This window comes from uncultured Nocardioides sp. (assembly GCF_902805925.1).
GTDB lineage: Bacteria > Actinomycetota > Actinomycetes > Propionibacteriales > Nocardioidaceae > Nocardioides.
Genome location: NZ_CADCUP010000214.1, coordinates 1 through 15,718, shown reverse-complemented (window position 1 = coordinate 15,718; position 15,718 = coordinate 1). Strand labels below are relative to the sequence as shown.

15 protein-coding genes are annotated in these 15,718 nt (G+C 72.5%); 6 read left to right on the top strand and 9 right to left on the bottom strand.

Features of this window, described 5'->3' with window-relative positions; translation table 11 throughout:
- From QZX64_RS15635 to QZX64_RS15605, 7 genes are all read right to left on the bottom strand, one after another.
- A partial coding sequence (locus QZX64_RS15635; RefSeq protein WP_295661588.1) for a lipopolysaccharide biosynthesis protein occupies positions 1-782 on the bottom strand: 782 nt, incomplete at its 3' end.
- A complete protein-coding gene (locus tag QZX64_RS15630; protein WP_295661585.1) occupies positions 779-2,341 on the bottom strand; it encodes a Wzz/FepE/Etk N-terminal domain-containing protein in 1,563 nt (520 codons plus the stop codon). The genes QZX64_RS15635 and QZX64_RS15630, both read right to left, overlap by 4 nt.
- The gene (locus QZX64_RS15625; protein WP_295661583.1) at positions 2,331-3,206 is read right to left on the bottom strand and encodes a Wzz/FepE/Etk N-terminal domain-containing protein; all 876 of its coding nucleotides are present in this window, start codon (positions 3,204-3,206) and stop codon (positions 2,331-2,333) included. The genes QZX64_RS15630 and QZX64_RS15625 overlap by 11 nt, the downstream gene beginning before the upstream one ends.
- Positions 3,194-4,063 (bottom strand): sulfotransferase, encoded by an 870-nt coding sequence (locus tag QZX64_RS15620; protein WP_295661581.1) that lies wholly within the window; start codon positions 4,061-4,063, stop codon positions 3,194-3,196. Before QZX64_RS15620 ends, QZX64_RS15625 begins: the two co-directional genes overlap by 13 nt.
- Complete coding sequence (locus QZX64_RS15615; protein WP_295661579.1) at positions 4,060-5,298, bottom strand: hypothetical protein; 1,239 nt, start codon at positions 5,296-5,298, stop codon at positions 4,060-4,062. Before QZX64_RS15615 ends, QZX64_RS15620 begins: the two co-directional genes overlap by 4 nt.
- A complete protein-coding gene (locus QZX64_RS15610) occupies positions 5,295-6,650 on the bottom strand; it encodes a hypothetical protein (protein WP_295661577.1) in 1,356 nt (451 codons plus the stop codon). Before QZX64_RS15610 ends, QZX64_RS15615 begins: the two co-directional genes overlap by 4 nt.
- Positions 6,650-7,594, bottom strand: coding sequence for a sulfotransferase (locus QZX64_RS15605; RefSeq protein WP_295661575.1), 945 nt, complete (start codon positions 7,592-7,594; stop codon positions 6,650-6,652). Before QZX64_RS15605 ends, QZX64_RS15610 begins: the two co-directional genes overlap by 1 nt.
- A gap of 149 nt (positions 7,595-7,743) precedes the next feature.
- Between QZX64_RS15605 and QZX64_RS15600 the strand changes: the two genes are divergently transcribed.
- Positions 7,744-8,559 (top strand): LamG-like jellyroll fold domain-containing protein, encoded by an 816-nt coding sequence (locus tag QZX64_RS15600; protein ID WP_295661573.1) that lies wholly within the window; start codon positions 7,744-7,746, stop codon positions 8,557-8,559.
- A gap of 4 nt (positions 8,560-8,563) precedes the next feature.
- On the opposite strand, the gene QZX64_RS15595 is transcribed toward QZX64_RS15600, so the two are convergent.
- Positions 8,564-9,583, bottom strand: coding sequence for a twin-arginine translocation signal domain-containing protein (locus QZX64_RS15595; protein WP_295661571.1), 1,020 nt, complete (start codon positions 9,581-9,583; stop codon positions 8,564-8,566).
- Between the two features lie 183 nt (positions 9,584-9,766).
- On the opposite strand from QZX64_RS15595, the gene QZX64_RS15590 reads away from it, so the two are divergent.
- The 4 genes from QZX64_RS15590 (at position 9,767) to QZX64_RS15575 (ending at position 13,692) form a co-directional block, all read left to right on the top strand.
- Positions 9,767-10,252 carry a UDP-N-acetylglucosamine--LPS N-acetylglucosamine transferase gene (locus QZX64_RS15590; RefSeq protein ID WP_295661570.1) on the top strand — a complete coding sequence of 162 codons (486 nt, stop codon included), beginning with the start codon at positions 9,767-9,769 and terminating at the stop codon, positions 10,250-10,252.
- Positions 10,249-10,797 (top strand): glycosyltransferase, encoded by a 549-nt coding sequence (locus QZX64_RS15585; RefSeq protein ID WP_295661568.1) that lies wholly within the window; start codon positions 10,249-10,251, stop codon positions 10,795-10,797. Before QZX64_RS15590 ends, QZX64_RS15585 begins: the two co-directional genes overlap by 4 nt.
- A 124-nt stretch (positions 10,798-10,921) precedes the next feature.
- Positions 10,922-12,862, top strand: a complete 1,941-nt coding sequence (locus QZX64_RS15580) for a glycosyltransferase family A protein (RefSeq protein ID WP_295661566.1) — start codon at positions 10,922-10,924, stop codon at positions 12,860-12,862.
- Positions 12,859-13,692: a sulfotransferase gene (locus QZX64_RS15575; RefSeq protein WP_295661564.1), complete on the top strand. Its 834-nt coding sequence runs from the start codon at positions 12,859-12,861 to the stop codon at positions 13,690-13,692. Before QZX64_RS15580 ends, QZX64_RS15575 begins: the two co-directional genes overlap by 4 nt.
- A 43-nt stretch (positions 13,693-13,735) precedes the next feature.
- Here QZX64_RS15575 and QZX64_RS15570 read toward each other — a convergent pair whose 3' ends face one another.
- Positions 13,736-14,425: a LuxR C-terminal-related transcriptional regulator gene (locus QZX64_RS15570; protein WP_295661562.1), complete on the bottom strand. Its 690-nt coding sequence runs from the start codon at positions 14,423-14,425 to the stop codon at positions 13,736-13,738.
- Between the two features lie 403 nt (positions 14,426-14,828).
- Here QZX64_RS15570 and QZX64_RS15565 point away from each other — a divergent pair, with 403 nt between their 5' ends.
- The gene (locus QZX64_RS15565) at positions 14,829-15,560 is read left to right on the top strand and encodes a LuxR C-terminal-related transcriptional regulator (protein ID WP_295661560.1); all 732 of its coding nucleotides are present in this window, start codon (positions 14,829-14,831) and stop codon (positions 15,558-15,560) included.
- The last annotated feature ends 158 nt before the right edge of the window (positions 15,561-15,718 follow it).

Genomic DNA, 15,718 nt, shown 5'->3' with positions numbered 1-15,718 from the left:
GAACGCTTGAGCGCAGTCTGCGTGATGCGGGCGATGGCCCGCGGCGCCGTGTAGGCCCAGAACTCGCGGGCGAGCTCATGCCACGGCGTGGGCGCACCCTGCCCGGTCGTCGCCCGGAGCACCTGGCGGCGCAGCCACCACGTGCCCGCTGCGAGTCCGGCCGCGTAGGGCAGCGACCAGGCCAGGGCGAGTGCGACGGGCCCCCCTCCGGCGAGGAACACGCCGAGCACGGCCATGGCCTGCAACCCGATCCGGCCGATGTTCTCGACCATGATCGTCGGCCGCATCGAACCCGCTCCCCGGGTGGCCGCCAGCACCAGATCGTGCATGGCCGCGACCGGCAGCACGAGCGCCAGCGCCCGGAGCATGGTGGTCATGGTCGATGCCGCGTCCGCTCCGACCATGGCGGGCCCCAGGGCCGGCGCGGCGGCGTACAGGCCCACGGCTGCGCCGAGCGACAGCACGAGCACCGGGAGCGACGCCACGACGAGGGTCCGCGGGAGGTCGCGCCCGCGGCCGGACGCCAGGTGCGCGGGCAGCCAGCGCACCAGCCCGGTGTCCGTCCCGAGCAGCGTGGTGGCCTCGATGATGAGGAACGCCGACGTCGCGGCGAACAGCGTGCCTGCCAGGGTGGCGGAGAAGCCGTTGGTGACGATGACGACCAGGACCACGCCGAAGACGGCGCTGAAGGCGGCGCCCACGACGCTGGCGCTGCCCCGGCGCGCGAGCTTCTCCAGCTGCCCGCGGTGGTCGGAGTCCTCGGCAGGCGCGGCTGACGTCATCGCGGCGACCGGGTCGCCGGGTCGTGCGCGACCGAGTCCTCCCTGTCAGGGGCGTCGGCGGCGGTGACCTGCCGCGTGCGGCCGACCGAGTTGCGTCGGTCGATCACCAGGGCGGCCAGCGCGGTCGCGTTCGGGCCGATGTGGGTGGTGGCCTGGGTGACGTCGCGCGCCCGGGTCCGGCCCGTGGTCACCACGACGAGGCCCAGGTCGGCGGCGCCCACCACGGCCTCGCCCTCGGCGGTGTCGATGCCCGGCGACTGGAGGACCACGAGGTGGCCGGCGTCGACCAGGGGCTTGAGCACCGTGCGGAGCCGGCCGGCATCGAGGAGCTCGCTGCTCTGGGGGTTGGAGCCCCACGGCAGCAGGCACAGGAGGGGCTCGACGCTCGGCTGCAGCATCTCCAGCACCCTGAGACGGTCGTGGACCAGTGCCTCGGCCAGGCCCCTCTCCTCGACTCCGAGGCCATCGGTGGCGGTGGCGCCGCCGGCCCGGACCAGGACCACCCGGTGGCCGGCCTTGGCGAACGACTCGGCCACGGCCTCGGAGACCCCGGTCTCGGGCCCCCGGCTGCCGGCGGGGGCCACGGCGATGATCTTCGCTGTCCGATCGCGGTCCAGGATCCTGGTGCGCAGCCGTCGGATCGTGGCTTCGACGGCCGTGCTCGAAGGCGTCCGCCGCAGGGTCGCGGCCAGTCCTCGCGCCGGGACGGCGGCCAGGACCGGCAGGCCGGCGGCCTCCACCTCCGGCGCGGACCGGACCACACCGGTGAGGCGCTCCAGCGCGATGGCTATCAGGCACCCGAGGAGAAGTCCGCCGAGGGCACCTCCGGCCAGCATCAGCAAGGGGGTCAGCGTGTCGGTCTCGGTGGCGGTCGAGGCCGAGGAGATGACGGACCCGGCGGGCGCATCGCTGTTCTCGAGGTAGGAGCGCTGGGCCCGGAGGCTCACCAGCTCGTTGCGCAGGGCGCCGGCCAGCTCCAGCTGGAAGGCACGCTCCTCCGCGGTGCCCCGCTGGCTGCCCGTGGTGGCGGCACGGAGGTCGTCCACCACGGTCTGGGTCTGCGACTCCACCCGCGTGATCCGCTCGGCGTTCACCTCGACGGCGCGCCGGTCGCGGTTCGACAGGTAGGCGGCCGACCAGGCGTCGGTGATCTGCTGGGCCACGTCGGGATCGGCTGCGGCGTAGGACAGCTGGAGGATCTGGGTGTTGGCAGGCACGGTGATGCTCGCGCCGTTCTGCAGCTGCCGCAGGGTGAGGGGCGGGTTCTCCGCCGCGACCTCGCCCAGCACCTCGGCCGAGCGGGCCACCTGCGCCTCGGTCTCGAGACTGGTCAGCTCGTCCTGGCGCACCGACACCGGGGTCGGTGCGAAGGGGTTGCCCACGGTCGGGTTCACCAGGACGTGCGCGGTGCTCTCGTACGTCGCGGGCCGGGCCGCGGCGGCCAGCCACCCGATCAGGAGGCCGCCGATCAGGCAGAGGACGACCACGAGGACGTGGTGCCGGACTGCGCCGAGCAGCGGGCGAGCGGCGGTGGGGGCGGGCGTGGTGTCAGACTGCATGATGGGCATCCTCTTGCGGAGTGAGGGCGGCCGGCAGGTGGCCGGTGCCCCGTGGGTGAGATCGTGGTGCTGGCGACAGTGCCGGCGACACGGGGGCAAGCATTCGCCTGCGGTCGATGTGGGCTCCGAGCAGCCATCCGGCGAGCAGCCCGAGCATCGCCCCGGAGGTCAGTGCGACCTCACGGTTGGCGTGGTCCGGCTGGATCGCCGGCAGGGCCGGGTTGACCACCTCGCCGGGCGCGAGACGGGCCTCCTCGAGCTCCTGGAGCCCGGCGCGGACCGCGACGACGTTGGCGAACTGCTCGCTGGACGCGGGGATGACCACGCCCCGCCTCTGCTCCTTGGCCAGGATGTCCTCCTGGCCGCCGAGCCAGAGGCGCAGCAGGCGGAGCTGGTCGAGGCGCAGCCCTCCCAGCGCGTTGCGCCGCACGCGCACCAACGACGCGGCGGCGGCGTCGGCGGCCCCGGCGGCGGCCGGAGCGGTCGGTGCGGTCACGGTCACGTGCAGGACGTGGCTGTTGGGTGACGCCGTCACCGACAGGCTCTCCCTCGCCTGGTCGGTGTCGGTGCCGAGCGCGTCCGCGACGGCCCGCAGCACCTCGGGGCTGGCGAGCAGCTGGGCATCGGTGTCGATGCTGACCGCCGGCGGCGTCAGGCCGGCGCCCGTGGGGAGGACGTACTTGGGCACCGGAGCGAGCGAGACGGACGCCGTGGAGGAGTAGGTGCTCGGCTGGGTGAACGAGACGGCGAGGCCGATGAGCAGCCCGGCGACCACCAGCGCACCGATGCGGAGCCGGTGCCGGCGCAGGAACGAGGTGTAGTCGGACCAGAGCGGCAGCTCTGAGCCGCGGCTCAGGACAGCCATGCGGGCTCCCGCCCCAGGAGCTCGGCCAGCGCCCGGTCGTGGGGCGCGAAGTGCTCGTGCAGCGCCTCGCGCGTCGAGTCCGGCATGGGGGAGCTGGGCCGGCCGTTCCAGCGGTCGAAGCGGTCGGGCATCGTGCGGGGGAGCTGCAGGAAGTCCAGTACGCCGCCGTAGGTCGTCTCCGGCTGCTCGAAGAAGGACTCGCTCTCGATCACGTGGATACGGTCGGCGGGGAAGAAGCCCCGCAGGCGCAGCAGCTGCTCGTCGTACTGGCCCCTGAGCCGGTAGGCCTGGTGGCGGTGCCTGCTGCTCTGGTAGGCGTCGTCGGCGCACATCCGCTCCACCTCGCCGGCCAGTCGGTCCTCCTCCAGCTCCAGGGCGCGCTCGAAGGACTCGGTCTCGAACCCCCGCGCCAGCTCGTGCTTCCAGGCCGAGTAGGCGCGCTCGACCGGGTCGCGGAGCATCATCAGGATGCGGACGTCGGGGAGGTCACGGGCCATCCGCTCCGCGGCCCGGGGATGGAACATGTAGTAGCCGCTCGCCTCGAACGTGACGGGGTCGCCGCTGACGTCGCGGGTGCGCCTGAGCAGGGACGCCGTCGTCGGGAAGTGGCCCTGGTACCACGCCGGGCCCTTGTCGTAGTTGACGTCGAAGTAGTTGACGCCCTTGTGGTAGTTCGCGGAGTGGACCAGCGGGTGGGACTGGAGCGCGCGGAAGAACGAGGTGGTGCCCGCGCGCTGCGCGCCGACGAGGATGAACGACGGAAGCTGACGCCGGCTCGACGTGACCGTGCCCACCCGGGTCGAGACCGCGCGTCCCAGGGTCTTGACGGGGTGGGGTGCGGCGGTGCGGATGCTCATGATCGTCCTCTCGAGGATGGGGGGTGCTGGTCCGGGGTGCGCTCGAGGAGCGACAGTGTCCAGTCGGTACGACGCTGCAGCGCGGGGGTGGCTCCGTGGGTCAACGCGTCGACGTAGCGCGCGGAGATCTCGAGCAGGTAGAGCCGCAGCGTCAGCTCGTGCAGCTCCGGCTCGACCCCCGCCTGCGCGAGCGTCTCGGGGACGGACTGCAGGAAGGTCTCCTCCTGGCGCCGTGCCTCGGGCTCACCCGGACGCACGGCCTGGGCGGCGAAGTGCAGTGCGTCGAAGCCGACCGGGACCGCGGGGTCGTAGCGCTCCCAGTCCCACACCTGCAGGACGCCGTCACCCATGCCCATGTTCCAGTGGCCCCAGTCGCCGTGCCACCCGCCCAGCACGAGGGCCTGGTCGCCGTGGAGACGCTGGACGGTGTCGGTCGCCGCCCGCAGCCGCGGGCCCAGCGGCTCGGGGGCGAGCAGGTCGGCGGAGTCGCGCACCCTGGCCCAGTAGGCACTCGTGCCCAGGGCAGTCCTGGTGATGCCCGCGAGCTGCACGACCTCGCGCATCGCCGCCTCGCGCGTGGCGGGTGCCACCCGACGACGAGCGTCGACCGGCAGCGCCGAGATGACGAGCACCTCCAGGCCGTTCCACCGACCGTGGTGGATCAGCCGGGGGATCGCGAAGGTGCGCGGGCGGAGGTCGCCGATCGTGGCGAGGGCGTCGGCCTCGCGGCGTACGAGAGCAGCGGTCAGGTCGTTGTGACCGACCTTGGCGTAGCCCAGGAGCCGACCCGTGAGGTCGAAGACCTGCAGCACCGGCTTCTGGTTGACCCGTCGGGTCCCGAGCATGACGCCGACCCGGACGGGCGTCCCGAAGCACTCGGCGAGGTGGGTCTCGATGGAGTCGGCCGTGCCGTCCGAGCCCGGGACGCGCAGCATCGGCCACCGGGTCAGGGCGAACGCGCGGGTGCGGACCGCGCGCTCCAGCAGGTCGCGCACCGGACCGGCGAGCCGGCCCCGGCCGCTGCCGAGCCGCTGGAGCATGCTCGAGGAGCCCGGCACGTCGGCAGGGACCAGCAGGCGCGGTCGGCGCTCGCTGGGGAAGACGTAGGCATCGCGGTGCGGCAGTCCGCTGCGGTGCCTGCTGCGCGTGACGTGGGGGGTGTCCCACGGCTCGGGCCACAGCAGGCGCGCGACCTCGACGGCGTACGACGCGGACGCATCGGTCGACGCCCTCATGGTGTCGCCCCCTCGGCCTCGAGCTGGTCGCTGCGGGCCATCAGACCGATCGCGATCATCGCGGTGAACATCGCCGAGCCGAGCGAGTCGTAGACGAAGAAGCACAGCCCGGCGACCAGCAGGACCGTGCAGGTCGTGACATCCAGCGGTGACGGTCCCCGCGCCCTGCGCAGGAACTGCAGGGCGAAGAACGAGAGGCACAGCACCGTGCCGCCGAAGCCCGTGGTGAGCACCAGCCGCCACATGAACCCCTGGGTCCCCAGTGGCGGGGGAGCGCACTGGCGGCACTGCTCGGTCCCACCGCCGGCCAGGGAGCTGAAGCTGCCCTGCATGGTGCGCGTGGTGCCGTAGCCCACCACCGGCGAGCCCTCGGCCGTGGTCGACACGACCGTCCCCGCGGTGCCGGCCCGGCGCTCGTTGCTGTGCGGGGTCTCGACCCGCAGGAGCAGCGTGTCGTACAGGGGTGAGGAGACGAAGACGATGCCGCCGACGACCACGGCGACGACCAGGGCCTGCAGCGCGCGGACGCGGCCGTTGGCGGCGAGCCGGAACGCGGCGTAGAGGGCGGCCACGGCCAGCGACGCCCAGAGGCCGCGGTTGAGGGAGAAGGTGATGGGGAAGACCGCCGCGAGGAGCACCAGCGGCCCCACCTTGCGGCGCCACCCCGCGTCGCGCCCGAACCACGCCAGCATGAAGAAGGGCAGGTAGAGGGCGAGGTTGTTGCCCCAGGCGTTGGAGTAGGGGAAGGGTGCGGTCGGTCGGGGCTGCACGTAGCCGAGGAAGTCGCTGGACGAGGACAGCGAGGGGTGGACGAGGGTGCGGACGAAGTTCGTCGAGACGAGGCTGCGCGGCAGCAGCAGCTCCATCGGCGACTTGAAGTCGAGCGTGGGGACCAGCACGGCGAGCACGCCGAAGGCGGTCGTCACCACGAACATGGCCCCCAGCAGCCGCACGATGCGCAGGGTCGACACCTGGCGTGCCGTGTTCGCGACGTACAGCATGGCGATCGTCACCGCGACGTACCAGGCGGCCCACACGGAGAAGCCGGCGAGTCGTCCCAGACCGCCGCCGGGCACGGTCCCGGGCGCGGTGGCGCGGATCAGGAACACCCCGGCCAGCATCCAGGCCATGAAGAGCACCCAGATCGCGAAGCCGTGCGGCACCCGCAGGTTGCCCTGGCGGTGCAGGATGACCGCCATCGCGGCCGCCATCGCGAAGAAGATGAGCTGGGCGAAGCCGAGCGCCCACCAGAGCGGGAACCCGAGGTACAGCACGGCCAGGGGCCATCCGGGCTTGAGGTAGCGGGGACCGCTCGGAGCGGCCCTGGCCGGCAGGGGGGCGGTCTGGGTCATCAGGCGGTCCTGGTGGGAGCAGTGCGCGAGCCGGGCCGGACGTAGCCGTACCGCAGGAGCTGGGGGAGGGTCACCGCGGTGACGACGCGCCGCGCACCCGTCGGCAGGGAGCTGCGCCAGGCGTCGTCCACCGCCAGGTCGACGCGGCCGGCGGTGAAGCGGGTCCGGCTGCCCGCGACCCCGTGGCTGGGGCCCAGGGTGACGCTGCGCTCGCCGACGTGGTCGAGGGCACCCTCGCCCGGCGGCATCCCGACGTCGCGCAGGGCCTGCTCCAGCGTCCGCCGCGGCGCGCTCACCAGGTCCTCGTAGCGCACCCGGGTCGCGTACGGCGAGGCTGCTCCCAGCAGGCTGGACTCCAGCTGCAGCGCGGTCCAGAGCACGGCGATCCGGTGCGGGGAGTAGGTGCCCATCATCGCACCGTCGGTGGACTGCGGCTTGCGGATGCCGGTCTTGCTCCAGGAGCTGGCCACCCCGCGGGAGTCGCGGACCAGGTTGATCACGCGCAGGTCGAGGCCCTCGATGCGGCGCAGCGCGAAGAGCTGGGCGGTCGACTTGCTCGCGTCCACGACGACCTCGGCCCCTGAGACCGCCGAGACCGAGCGGTAGAGCCGCTCGTGGACGTCGAGGTACTCCGCGAGCTCGCGCTGGTAGGCCGCGCCGGACCCGGTCAGCATGCGGGGGACGTGGCGCTGCCGGACCACCCGCGGCTGCAGGTGGGCCATCCGCTCGGTCACCGCCGACCAGCCGCCGAAGGCGTGCTCGCCGACCTCGGTCCAGAAGGGGCAGACGGAGAAGGGCTCGCCGCAGCCGCAACGCTGGTCCTGCGTCGCCACCCGGGAGAAGATGGCGTTCAGCTCACCGGCGTTGACAGATCCGGGTACGGCGCCGAGCATCCGCTCCAGGAGGGTGCTGCCTGATCGGCCCACGCCTACGATGTAGAGCACCTTCAAAACGTCCCCCCGGACATGTCGAGCACCCGATGCCGCTGATGGTCGGACGGGTTGCTGGACAACGTTAACCGCGCGAGGGGAACAAGGTGTCAACTGCGAGATTCCATCCCCAAATTGGGGGTAAAGAGTGTGAGGAGAACGCCGTGCCAGCAGCAGGACGGGGGGCCCGGCTGCGGTCCAGCGTGTTCCTGGCGGTGTCGGCGGTGGTGCTGGCGTGCGCCGCCGGCGGCTGTGCCGGCGGAGGGCGCGACGAGGCCCGGACCGACCCGCCGGCGCCGGCCCCGTCAGCCGTCGACCTGTCCGACGCCGCGCTGTGGCTCTCCTTCGAGGAGGAGGACCTCACCTTCGAGGGCGACACGGAGTACCAGGACGCCGCGGGGGGCCCCTTCGTCGGCCTGGTGGTGACCGCGAACGACGGAGCGGTCGAGGTGGTCGAGGGAGTCGGTGGGCGCGGTGACGCGCTCGGCTTCCCCGAGCAGTGCGCGGCGACCACCGGGTGTCCGCGCGCCATGCTGGAGGTCGCACCGGACCCGGCACTGGACCCGGGGACCAACGACTTCGAGTTCGGCGCCGCCGTGTGGCTCAACCCGGACCAGACCACGAAGGGGTCGAACATCGTGCAACGCGGGCGGTACGGCACCGAGGGCGGGCTCTGGAAGCTGCAGGTCGACAGCACCGAGGGCGAGCCGAGCTGCGTCGTGCGGTCGGGGGACGACCAGCTGATCGTGCGGTCCAGCGTCTCGGTCGCCGACTCCACGTGGCACCGGGTGGCCTGCCGGCGCGACGCGACGGGCGTCGAGATCGACGTCGACGGCGTCGTCGACCGGGTCGAGGGGTCGACGGCGTCGGTGAGCAACGAGTGGCCGGTGCGCATCGGCAGCCCGGGCGTGAGCGACCAGGACGACCAGTTCCACGGCCGGGTCGACGACGTGTATCTCACGATCGGGCCCCCGGCCTGACGCGTCAGACCGGGCGGACCACCCAGTCGGAGGCCAGCAGCTCGGCGAACGTCCGCTCCGCACTGCCGCGGAGCTCCCAGGTGCCTTCGGGGGCGTTCAGGTCGGAGTTGAAGTAGGACATCGAGACGATGTTGTTCTCCCGCGCATACTGCGCCGCGTCGCGCAGCCACTCGGCAGCCAGACCGGGGCTGTCGGGATCCTCGCGACAGCCGTACTCGCCGATGGCGATGGGGATGTCGCCGAGCCAGCTCTTCGCCTCGTCCGTCTTGCTGCCGAAGCTGCGCCAGGGCTTGCCGTTGCTGGGCGACCACGGGTTGTAGACGTCGAGCCCCATCACGGCCGCGCGGGGGACGATCCACGCCGAGGGGTCGACGTCGTTGCGCACGAGGTCGAACGTCCACTGCTGCAGCACCGGGACGACGGTCACCTGCGGCGCCAGCTCGGCGGCCAGGTCCATCGCGTGGTGCTGCATCGCCACGAAGTCCCTCGGCTGCATCCCCGGCGGCCCGGCGTCGTTCTCGGGCTCGTGGTGCAGCGTGAAGACGACGGCGCCGCCGGCCTCTCCCAGCGGGCGGAACATGCTGGCGAGCCAGTCGTCCGCCGCACCGGCGGCCACGGCCTGCCAGGTGCCGGGTGGCTTCGTCGAGACGTGGGGCAGCCGGCCGTGGGCCAGGTCGTCGCGGCACCGGTGCACGAGCTGGATCGGCTCGTTCTTGCGCTGGGGGTCGAAGTAGGACCGGTTGAGCGCGAGCTTGGTGCCGAGGTCGCGCTCCCAGGCGTCGAGCGAGCGGTGGTAGGGCACGGAGGCCCCGAAGTAGAGGCTGCCCGGCTCGGGGTAGGCGTAGAACGGCACCGGCCCCGAGGGCGCGCGAGGGGAGGGCGGGGGAGTCGAGGGGGTGGGACGCGGCGCGCGGGTGGGCATCGTCGCGGTCGTGCCCGGTCGCGAGGAGGAGCAGGAGGAGAGTGCGACGGAGGCTGCGACAGCCGCTCCGGCGCGCAGGAAGTCGCGACGGGCGATCACCATGGGGCCAAAGGTAGCCGACCCCCGGTGGGCCCGGGCGGGACTCTCGTACACTGGTCGTCCACGGCGTGGACTGCGGGCGGCCTCTGGGGCGCGTACTGTTCAAGGGCGCGACATACCCAATAACTGGGAATTTCTCCGCCACGTCCTCCAGCCGCCACTCCCCTCGACGAGGATGCCGAGACCATGAAGAACACCCCAGCCGCAGACGCCGGCCCGACCGGCCCCGTGCTCCTGGTGAGCAGCCAGGGAGGCCACCTCGCGCACCTGCTGGCGCTGCGCTCCTGGTGGGAGGACCGTGACCGCCTGTGGGTGTGTCCCGACACCCCCGATGTCGTCGACAGGCTCGAGGGCGAGCGGGTGGTGAGATCGTTCTCGCCCACCACCCGCCACCTGCCGAACCTGGTGCGCAACGCGGTGCTGGCGGTGCGGGTGCTGCGACGGGAGCGCCCGTCGATCGTGGTGAGCGCCGGCGCCGGGGTCGCCGTGCCGTTCTTCGTCGCGGCGAGGGCGCTGGACATCCCCACCGTGTTCATCGAGGTCTACGACCGGTTCGACAGTGCGACCATGACCGGACGGCTGTGCGGGCCGTTCACGACGCGACGCATCGTCCAGTGGCAGAGCCAGCTGGAGTTCTACCCCGACGCGCGACTGGTCGGGCCCCTGCTATGACGCCGCCGCTGGTCATCGCACTCGCCGGCACCGACCACCACCCGTTCGACCGGATGGTGGACTGGATCGACGCGGCAGCTGCCCGCCGCAAAGACGTGCGCTTCGTGGTGCAGCACGGGGCGACGAGGCCACCACAGGTGGCCGAGGGGCACGCGTTCCTCGCCCACGACCGGCTTGTCGCGCTCGTCGCGGAGGCTGCGGTGGTCGTGTGCCACGGTGGCCCGGGCACCATCACCGATGCGCGGGCTGCCGGGCACGTGCCGCTGTGCATGCCACGGGACCCACGTCTGGGCGAGCACGTGGACGGTCACCAGCAGCGCTTCGCCTCCTTCGCCGGAGCGTCGGGTGTCGTGCAGGTCGTCTCGTCGGTCGAGTCCTTCCACGACACACTGGAGGACGCTCTGGTCCCTGGCCGGCTCGTGCACGCCGCAGCGACGACCAGCCGGCTGCGCGACGAGGCCCGCGCCCGGGCCGCCGCCGAGCTCGACGAGGTCCTCGCCCTCCGGTCGCGCCGTCTGCGTCGACTGCTCCGCAACGCGCGGTGACCTACCCCGAATGGGGGACGTTTTCCCGCATTCGGCCTAAAACCTGGCGATGGGGCCACAGGATGTGGGAGCGACCGCTGCCGCTGCGGCGATCACTGATCCATGGGGCACAAGGGGGAGAGACGTGTCACGCACCACCGTGCTGTACCTGGGGGGCTTCGGCCGCTCCGGGTCGACGCTGGTCGAGCGCGTGCTCGGCGCTGCCCAGGGGTGGGTCAACATCGGTGAGCTGGTCGACCTCGCCAGGTCCGTCGCACCCGCCGACGAGCTGTGCGGCTGCGGCGCGACCTTCTCGACCTGTCCGGTGTGGACGGCCGTCGGCGAGGTCGCGTTCGGAGGGTGGAGCCCCGAGGTGCTCGACCGGCTGACCCGGCTCCAGCGGGCCGCTGCCCGGCAGCGGCACCTGCCCGGGATGCTCGGCGGCCTGCCGCCCTCGCGGTCGCTGACCGCGCTGCGCGCCGACTACCAGCGGATCTACCACGCCGTGGCCGAGGTGACCGGCGCCGAGGTGGTCGTCGACGCCTCGAAGGGGCCGGCCTTCGGGCTCGCGCTCGCCGGCGCGCCGGGGGTGGACCTGCGGATGCTCAACGTGGTGCGCGATCCCCGGGCCGTCGCCTGGTCCTGGCAGCGTCACGTCGAGCGGCCCCACACCGGAGCCGGCGCCGAGGAGATGTGGCGCATCCCCGCGCACCGGTCGGCCGCCCAGTGGAGTGCGCTGCAGCTCGAGATGGCGGCGATCGCCACCCGGGGCGGCGTGCCGTTCGCGCGCCTGCGCTACGAGGACTTCGTGACCGACCCGGTCCAGACCCTGGTCTCCGCCACCGGAGAGCTCGGGCTGACGCTCACCACCGGTGACCTCCCGAGCGTGGAGGAGGGCCGGATCGTGCTCGGCCCGAGCCACGGGCTGTCGGGGAACCCGGGGCGGTTCCGGTCCGGCTCCATCGAGCTGCGTCGCGACGACCGCTGGACCACCCAGATGCCCGCGGCCGATCGCACCGTGGTCACCACCCTGACCGCCCCCCTGCTCCGCGCCTACGGTTATCCCGCGCTCGCGGGCGCCGTTCCGCCCGCCCAGACCCGATCGACATCACACGAGGAGCCACACGTGACCCGAACCGGACCCGAGTCCGCAGACCCGACGGCGGACGACACCCCACTGGTGACCGTCGTGATCCCCACGCGCGGCCGTCCGGCCCTGCTGCTGGAGACGCTGGCCGCCATCGTCGCCCAGGACTACGCCGGTCCGCTGGAGGTCTTCGTAGTCCACGACCGCGAGGAGGCCGACCAGACGCTGGCCGAGCTGTCCCGGCCGGGCCGGCAGGTCGTCCCCATGGTGAACACCCGCACCGGAGGCCTGTGCGGCGCCCGCAACACCGGCGTCCTGGCGTCGCAGGGCGCCTTCGTGGCCAGCTGCGACGACGACGACCTGTGGTACCCGGCCAAGGTGCGTCTGCAGGTCCAGCGGCTCCTCGCGGACCCCGACCTGCTGGCCGTCGGCGCCGGGATCCGGCTGCTCATGGGCGAGCGCGGCGACGTCGAGTGGCCGGCGCGCGAGCCCATCGTCACCCACGAGCGACTGCTGGAGAACCGCGTCAAGGAGCTGCACAGCTCGACCCTGATGATGCGGCGCTCAGCCTTCGACGTCGCGGGGCTGTACGACGAGGAGCTGCCCTTCGGCCACGGGGAGGACTACGACTGGCTGCTCCGGGCGAGCCGGGTGGGCTCCGTCGGTGCGGTCCAGGAGATCCTGGCCGACATCCGCAAGGACATCCCCTCCTGGTTCCGGGACCGCTGGCTCAACACCGCCACCGCGCTGGAGTACCTGCTCGAGAAGCATCCCGACTTCCGGGACCGTCGACGCGGCCATGCCCGGATGCTCGGCCAGATCGCCTACGCCCGGGCCGCGGCCGGCGAACGTGGTCGGGGCGCGCGCATCGCCGGCAGGGCGCTGTCCCGCTACCCCGCCGCACCCCATGCCTGGCTGGCGCTCGCGGTCGCCGGTCCCGGCATCGAGCCCCGCCGCATGCTGTCGTTGTCGCGTCGCCTCGGACGGGGGCTGTCATGAGCCGGCTGCCCAACTTCCTCTACGTCGGCCCCGACAAGGCGGGGTCGTCGTGGCTGCACGAGGTGCTGCTCAAGCACCCCGACGTCTACCTGACGCCGGCCAAGGACCTCTACTTCTTCGACCGCTACTACGACCGCGGACTGGAGTGGTACGCCTCCCAGTTCCGCGATGCGCGGGACGAGCGCATCGTCGGCGAGGTGTGCCAGGACTACCTGTTCCACCCCGAGGCGGCGGACCGCATCCACGAGACCCTCGGACCGGTGCGGATCATGGTGTCGCTGCGGGACCCGGTGGAGCGCGCCTGGTCGTCCTACCTCTACATGCGCAAGCACGGGATCGGCCCGGACAGCTTCGGGGAGGCGCTGCACAGCCGCCCCGAGCTCCTCGAGCACGGCCGGTACGCCACCGGTCTCGACCGCTTCCTGCAGCGGCTGCCTCGCGAGATGGTGCACGTCGCCCTCTTCGACGACCTGGCGGCCGACCCGCAGGCGTTCCTCGACTCCGTCACCGACTTCCTGGACATCGGCCGCCTCCCGTTGGAGAGCAAGGACCTCGAGGCACGGCTTCCCGCCGCCCGGGCCCGGTCGGTGCGCCTCGCCTCGATGGCCCGTCGGAGCGCGGACTGGGTACGGCTGCACGACGGCGCCACGGTCGTGGGGAGGGTCAAGCGTTCCCCGCTGGTCCAGCGGGCGCTCTACCGCCCTCTGGACCGCGCTGCCGTGCGTCCCGACCCGGCCGACGTCATCACGGTGAGGAACGCGCTGGCGCCCGAGATCCAGGCGCTGGAACGCACCCTGGGGCTGCGTCTCGGCGAGGCCTGGGGCTGGTAGCCGCCGGCCCGCACCCGGCGGGGCCCGGCAGGGCCCGCCGGGATCAGGTCGCGGGCTGCCAGTACACGTGGTGGGCCAGGCCGACGGCCGCCAGCTGCGAGGTCACCTCGAGCTTGCTCAGGATCGACTTGACCTGGGAGCGAACCGTGGCCTCGGAGACCACGCCGAGCCGGGCGATCTCCCGGACGTTGTGCCCCTCGATCAGGTAGCCGAGGACCTGCTTCTCGCGAGGCGTGAGGAGCTCGAGCCGGCGCCGCATGTCATCGGTGACCGCCCGCTCGCTGCGCCAGGCGTCGAGCAGCGACTCGAGCTCGTCGGGCGCCATCACGGGCAGTCCCTGGTGGAGCCGGCGCACGACGCTCAGGATCTCCTGCAACGGCCTGACCTTCGGGAGGATCTTGCGCGCACCCTGCCGGACACATGCCCCCCAGCGTCCGCGGTCGGTCGACGCGGTCACCACGACGACGTTGGCACCTGCCCGGGCCAGGGGAGCGATCAGCGACATGCCGTCGCCGAAGCGGCCCAGGTCCAGGTCCAGCAGCACGATGCGGGGGTTGCTGCGCAGGGCCGTGGAGCGAAGGGTGGACATGGACCCCCCGACCTCGGGCAGGGCGAGCGTGCGCACGTCGTAGCCCTCGAGGGACAGGGCAAGCTCGAGGGACTCGGCGAACAGCACGTGGTCCTCGATGATGAGGACCCGGGTGCTAAGCCGAACGACCGGAGTCGCAGACATGGCCATCCTTCCGGGCTCCGGTGGGTGCGGGGATGAGCCACGGGGGGCCGCTGAGGACGTGGTCCGTCGTCAGATCTCGCATGCCGTGCCCCGCTGCCCTTCGTGTCAAGCCCCGCCCGTCTCGACCGATGTGCACGGCGCTCCACTGGAAGGCCGTGGGTCGCGGCCCCCGGCGGGCCGCTACGCCACTCTAAGCCAGTGCGCGTGCGCGCCGCACCCGATCCGGACCGGATACTCAATATGGGGCACAGTGGCCTAGAAGGGTGTGGCGCCCCTGGCGACCACGGTCGGACATCCCCAATTGCGAGCACTTCGGTGACGTGGCACTTGCGCCGGCGCCGTGGTGGTGCATGGTGTGCATTGACGTGACGACACGTCCGGTCCCAGCGGGAGGACGGACCCCATGAGATACACCAGCGCGGGTGAGCAGAGCGACCTCGGGGCGGTGACCCCGGTCGGTCTGGTCCTCGTCCTGTCGCGACTCCAGCTGATGTCGCAGACGGTCGGTGCGGCGCTCCTCGGTCGAGGAGTCGAGGCGGAGACCATGAGCTGGGGCGAGGGGGTGCGTCGCGCCACCCAGGACCTCACCGGAAACGACGTGGTGCTGCTCCTCGACGACCTGGAGGACCATGACTCCGTGGTGGCCACGCAGTCACTGATAGAGCAGTCGTCGGCTCGGTTCCTGGTGCTGACCAACCATCCCGAGGGGCCGGGCTGGGGGGCGTTGCTCGTGAGCGGCGCCGCGGCCCTGATGTCGACGCAGTCGTCCCTGGACGAGGTGCACGCCGTGGTGGCCACCCTGCTCGCGGGCGGGTCGCCGATGCCCGAGACGCGACGGTCCCTCCTCCTGGGCGAGTGGGAGCGGTGGCTGGTCGAGGACGACGAGCTCCGAGCCCGGATGGCACTGCTCTCCCCCCGCGAGCGGCGGGTGCTCGAGCTGTTGTCGCGGGGCTGTCTCGTCAGCGAGATCGGAGCCGAGCTCGGCATCACCGAGGCGACGATCAACAGCCACATCAAGTCGATGCGACGCAAGCTCGGGGTCAGCTCCCAGCTCGCCGCCGTGGCCGTGGTCCACCGGCTCCGCGGCACGATGACGGGCCCGCTCGTCCCTCGCCCCCGGGAGCCGGAGCAGTGAGTCGGTGCCCGTGAAGGTGTGCATACGGAGGGGCCCCGCCCGCTCCGTGTGGAGCGGGCGGGGCCCCGGGTGCTCGTGGTCCCGGCAGGTAACGGGTCAGAAGCGGATCGTGTAGTAGTCGGCCGCCGTCGCGGAGAACGTGGCGTTGCCGGGGATGT

What these genes read in the sequence shown, in the direction of transcription:
- QZX64_RS15615 (WP_295661579.1), bottom strand. Translation starts at nt 5,298, where the DNA reads ATGAGGGCGTCGACCGATGCGTCCGCGTCGTACGCCGTCGAGGTCGCG.
- QZX64_RS15625 (WP_295661583.1), bottom strand. Translation starts at nt 3,206, where the DNA reads ATGGCTGTCCTGAGCCGCGGCTCAGAGCTGCCGCTCTGGTCCGACTAC.
- QZX64_RS15565 (WP_295661560.1), top strand. Translation starts at nt 14,829, where the DNA reads ATGAGATACACCAGCGCGGGTGAGCAGAGCGACCTCGGGGCGGTGACC.
- QZX64_RS15590 (WP_295661570.1), top strand. Translation starts at nt 9,767, where the DNA reads ATGAAGAACACCCCAGCCGCAGACGCCGGCCCGACCGGCCCCGTGCTC.
- QZX64_RS15575 (WP_295661564.1), top strand. Translation starts at nt 12,859, where the DNA reads ATGAGCCGGCTGCCCAACTTCCTCTACGTCGGCCCCGACAAGGCGGGG.
- QZX64_RS15630 (WP_295661585.1), bottom strand. Translation starts at nt 2,341, where the DNA reads ATGCAGTCTGACACCACGCCCGCCCCCACCGCCGCTCGCCCGCTGCTC.
- QZX64_RS15620 (WP_295661581.1), bottom strand. Translation starts at nt 4,063, where the DNA reads ATGAGCATCCGCACCGCCGCACCCCACCCCGTCAAGACCCTGGGACGC.
- QZX64_RS15585 (WP_295661568.1), top strand. Translation starts at nt 10,249, where the DNA reads ATGACGCCGCCGCTGGTCATCGCACTCGCCGGCACCGACCACCACCCG.
- QZX64_RS15595 (WP_295661571.1), bottom strand. Translation starts at nt 9,583, where the DNA reads ATGGTGATCGCCCGTCGCGACTTCCTGCGCGCCGGAGCGGCTGTCGCA.
- QZX64_RS15610 (WP_295661577.1), bottom strand. Translation starts at nt 6,650, where the DNA reads ATGACCCAGACCGCCCCCCTGCCGGCCAGGGCCGCTCCGAGCGGTCCC.
- QZX64_RS15570 (WP_295661562.1), bottom strand. Translation starts at nt 14,425, where the DNA reads ATGTCTGCGACTCCGGTCGTTCGGCTTAGCACCCGGGTCCTCATCATC.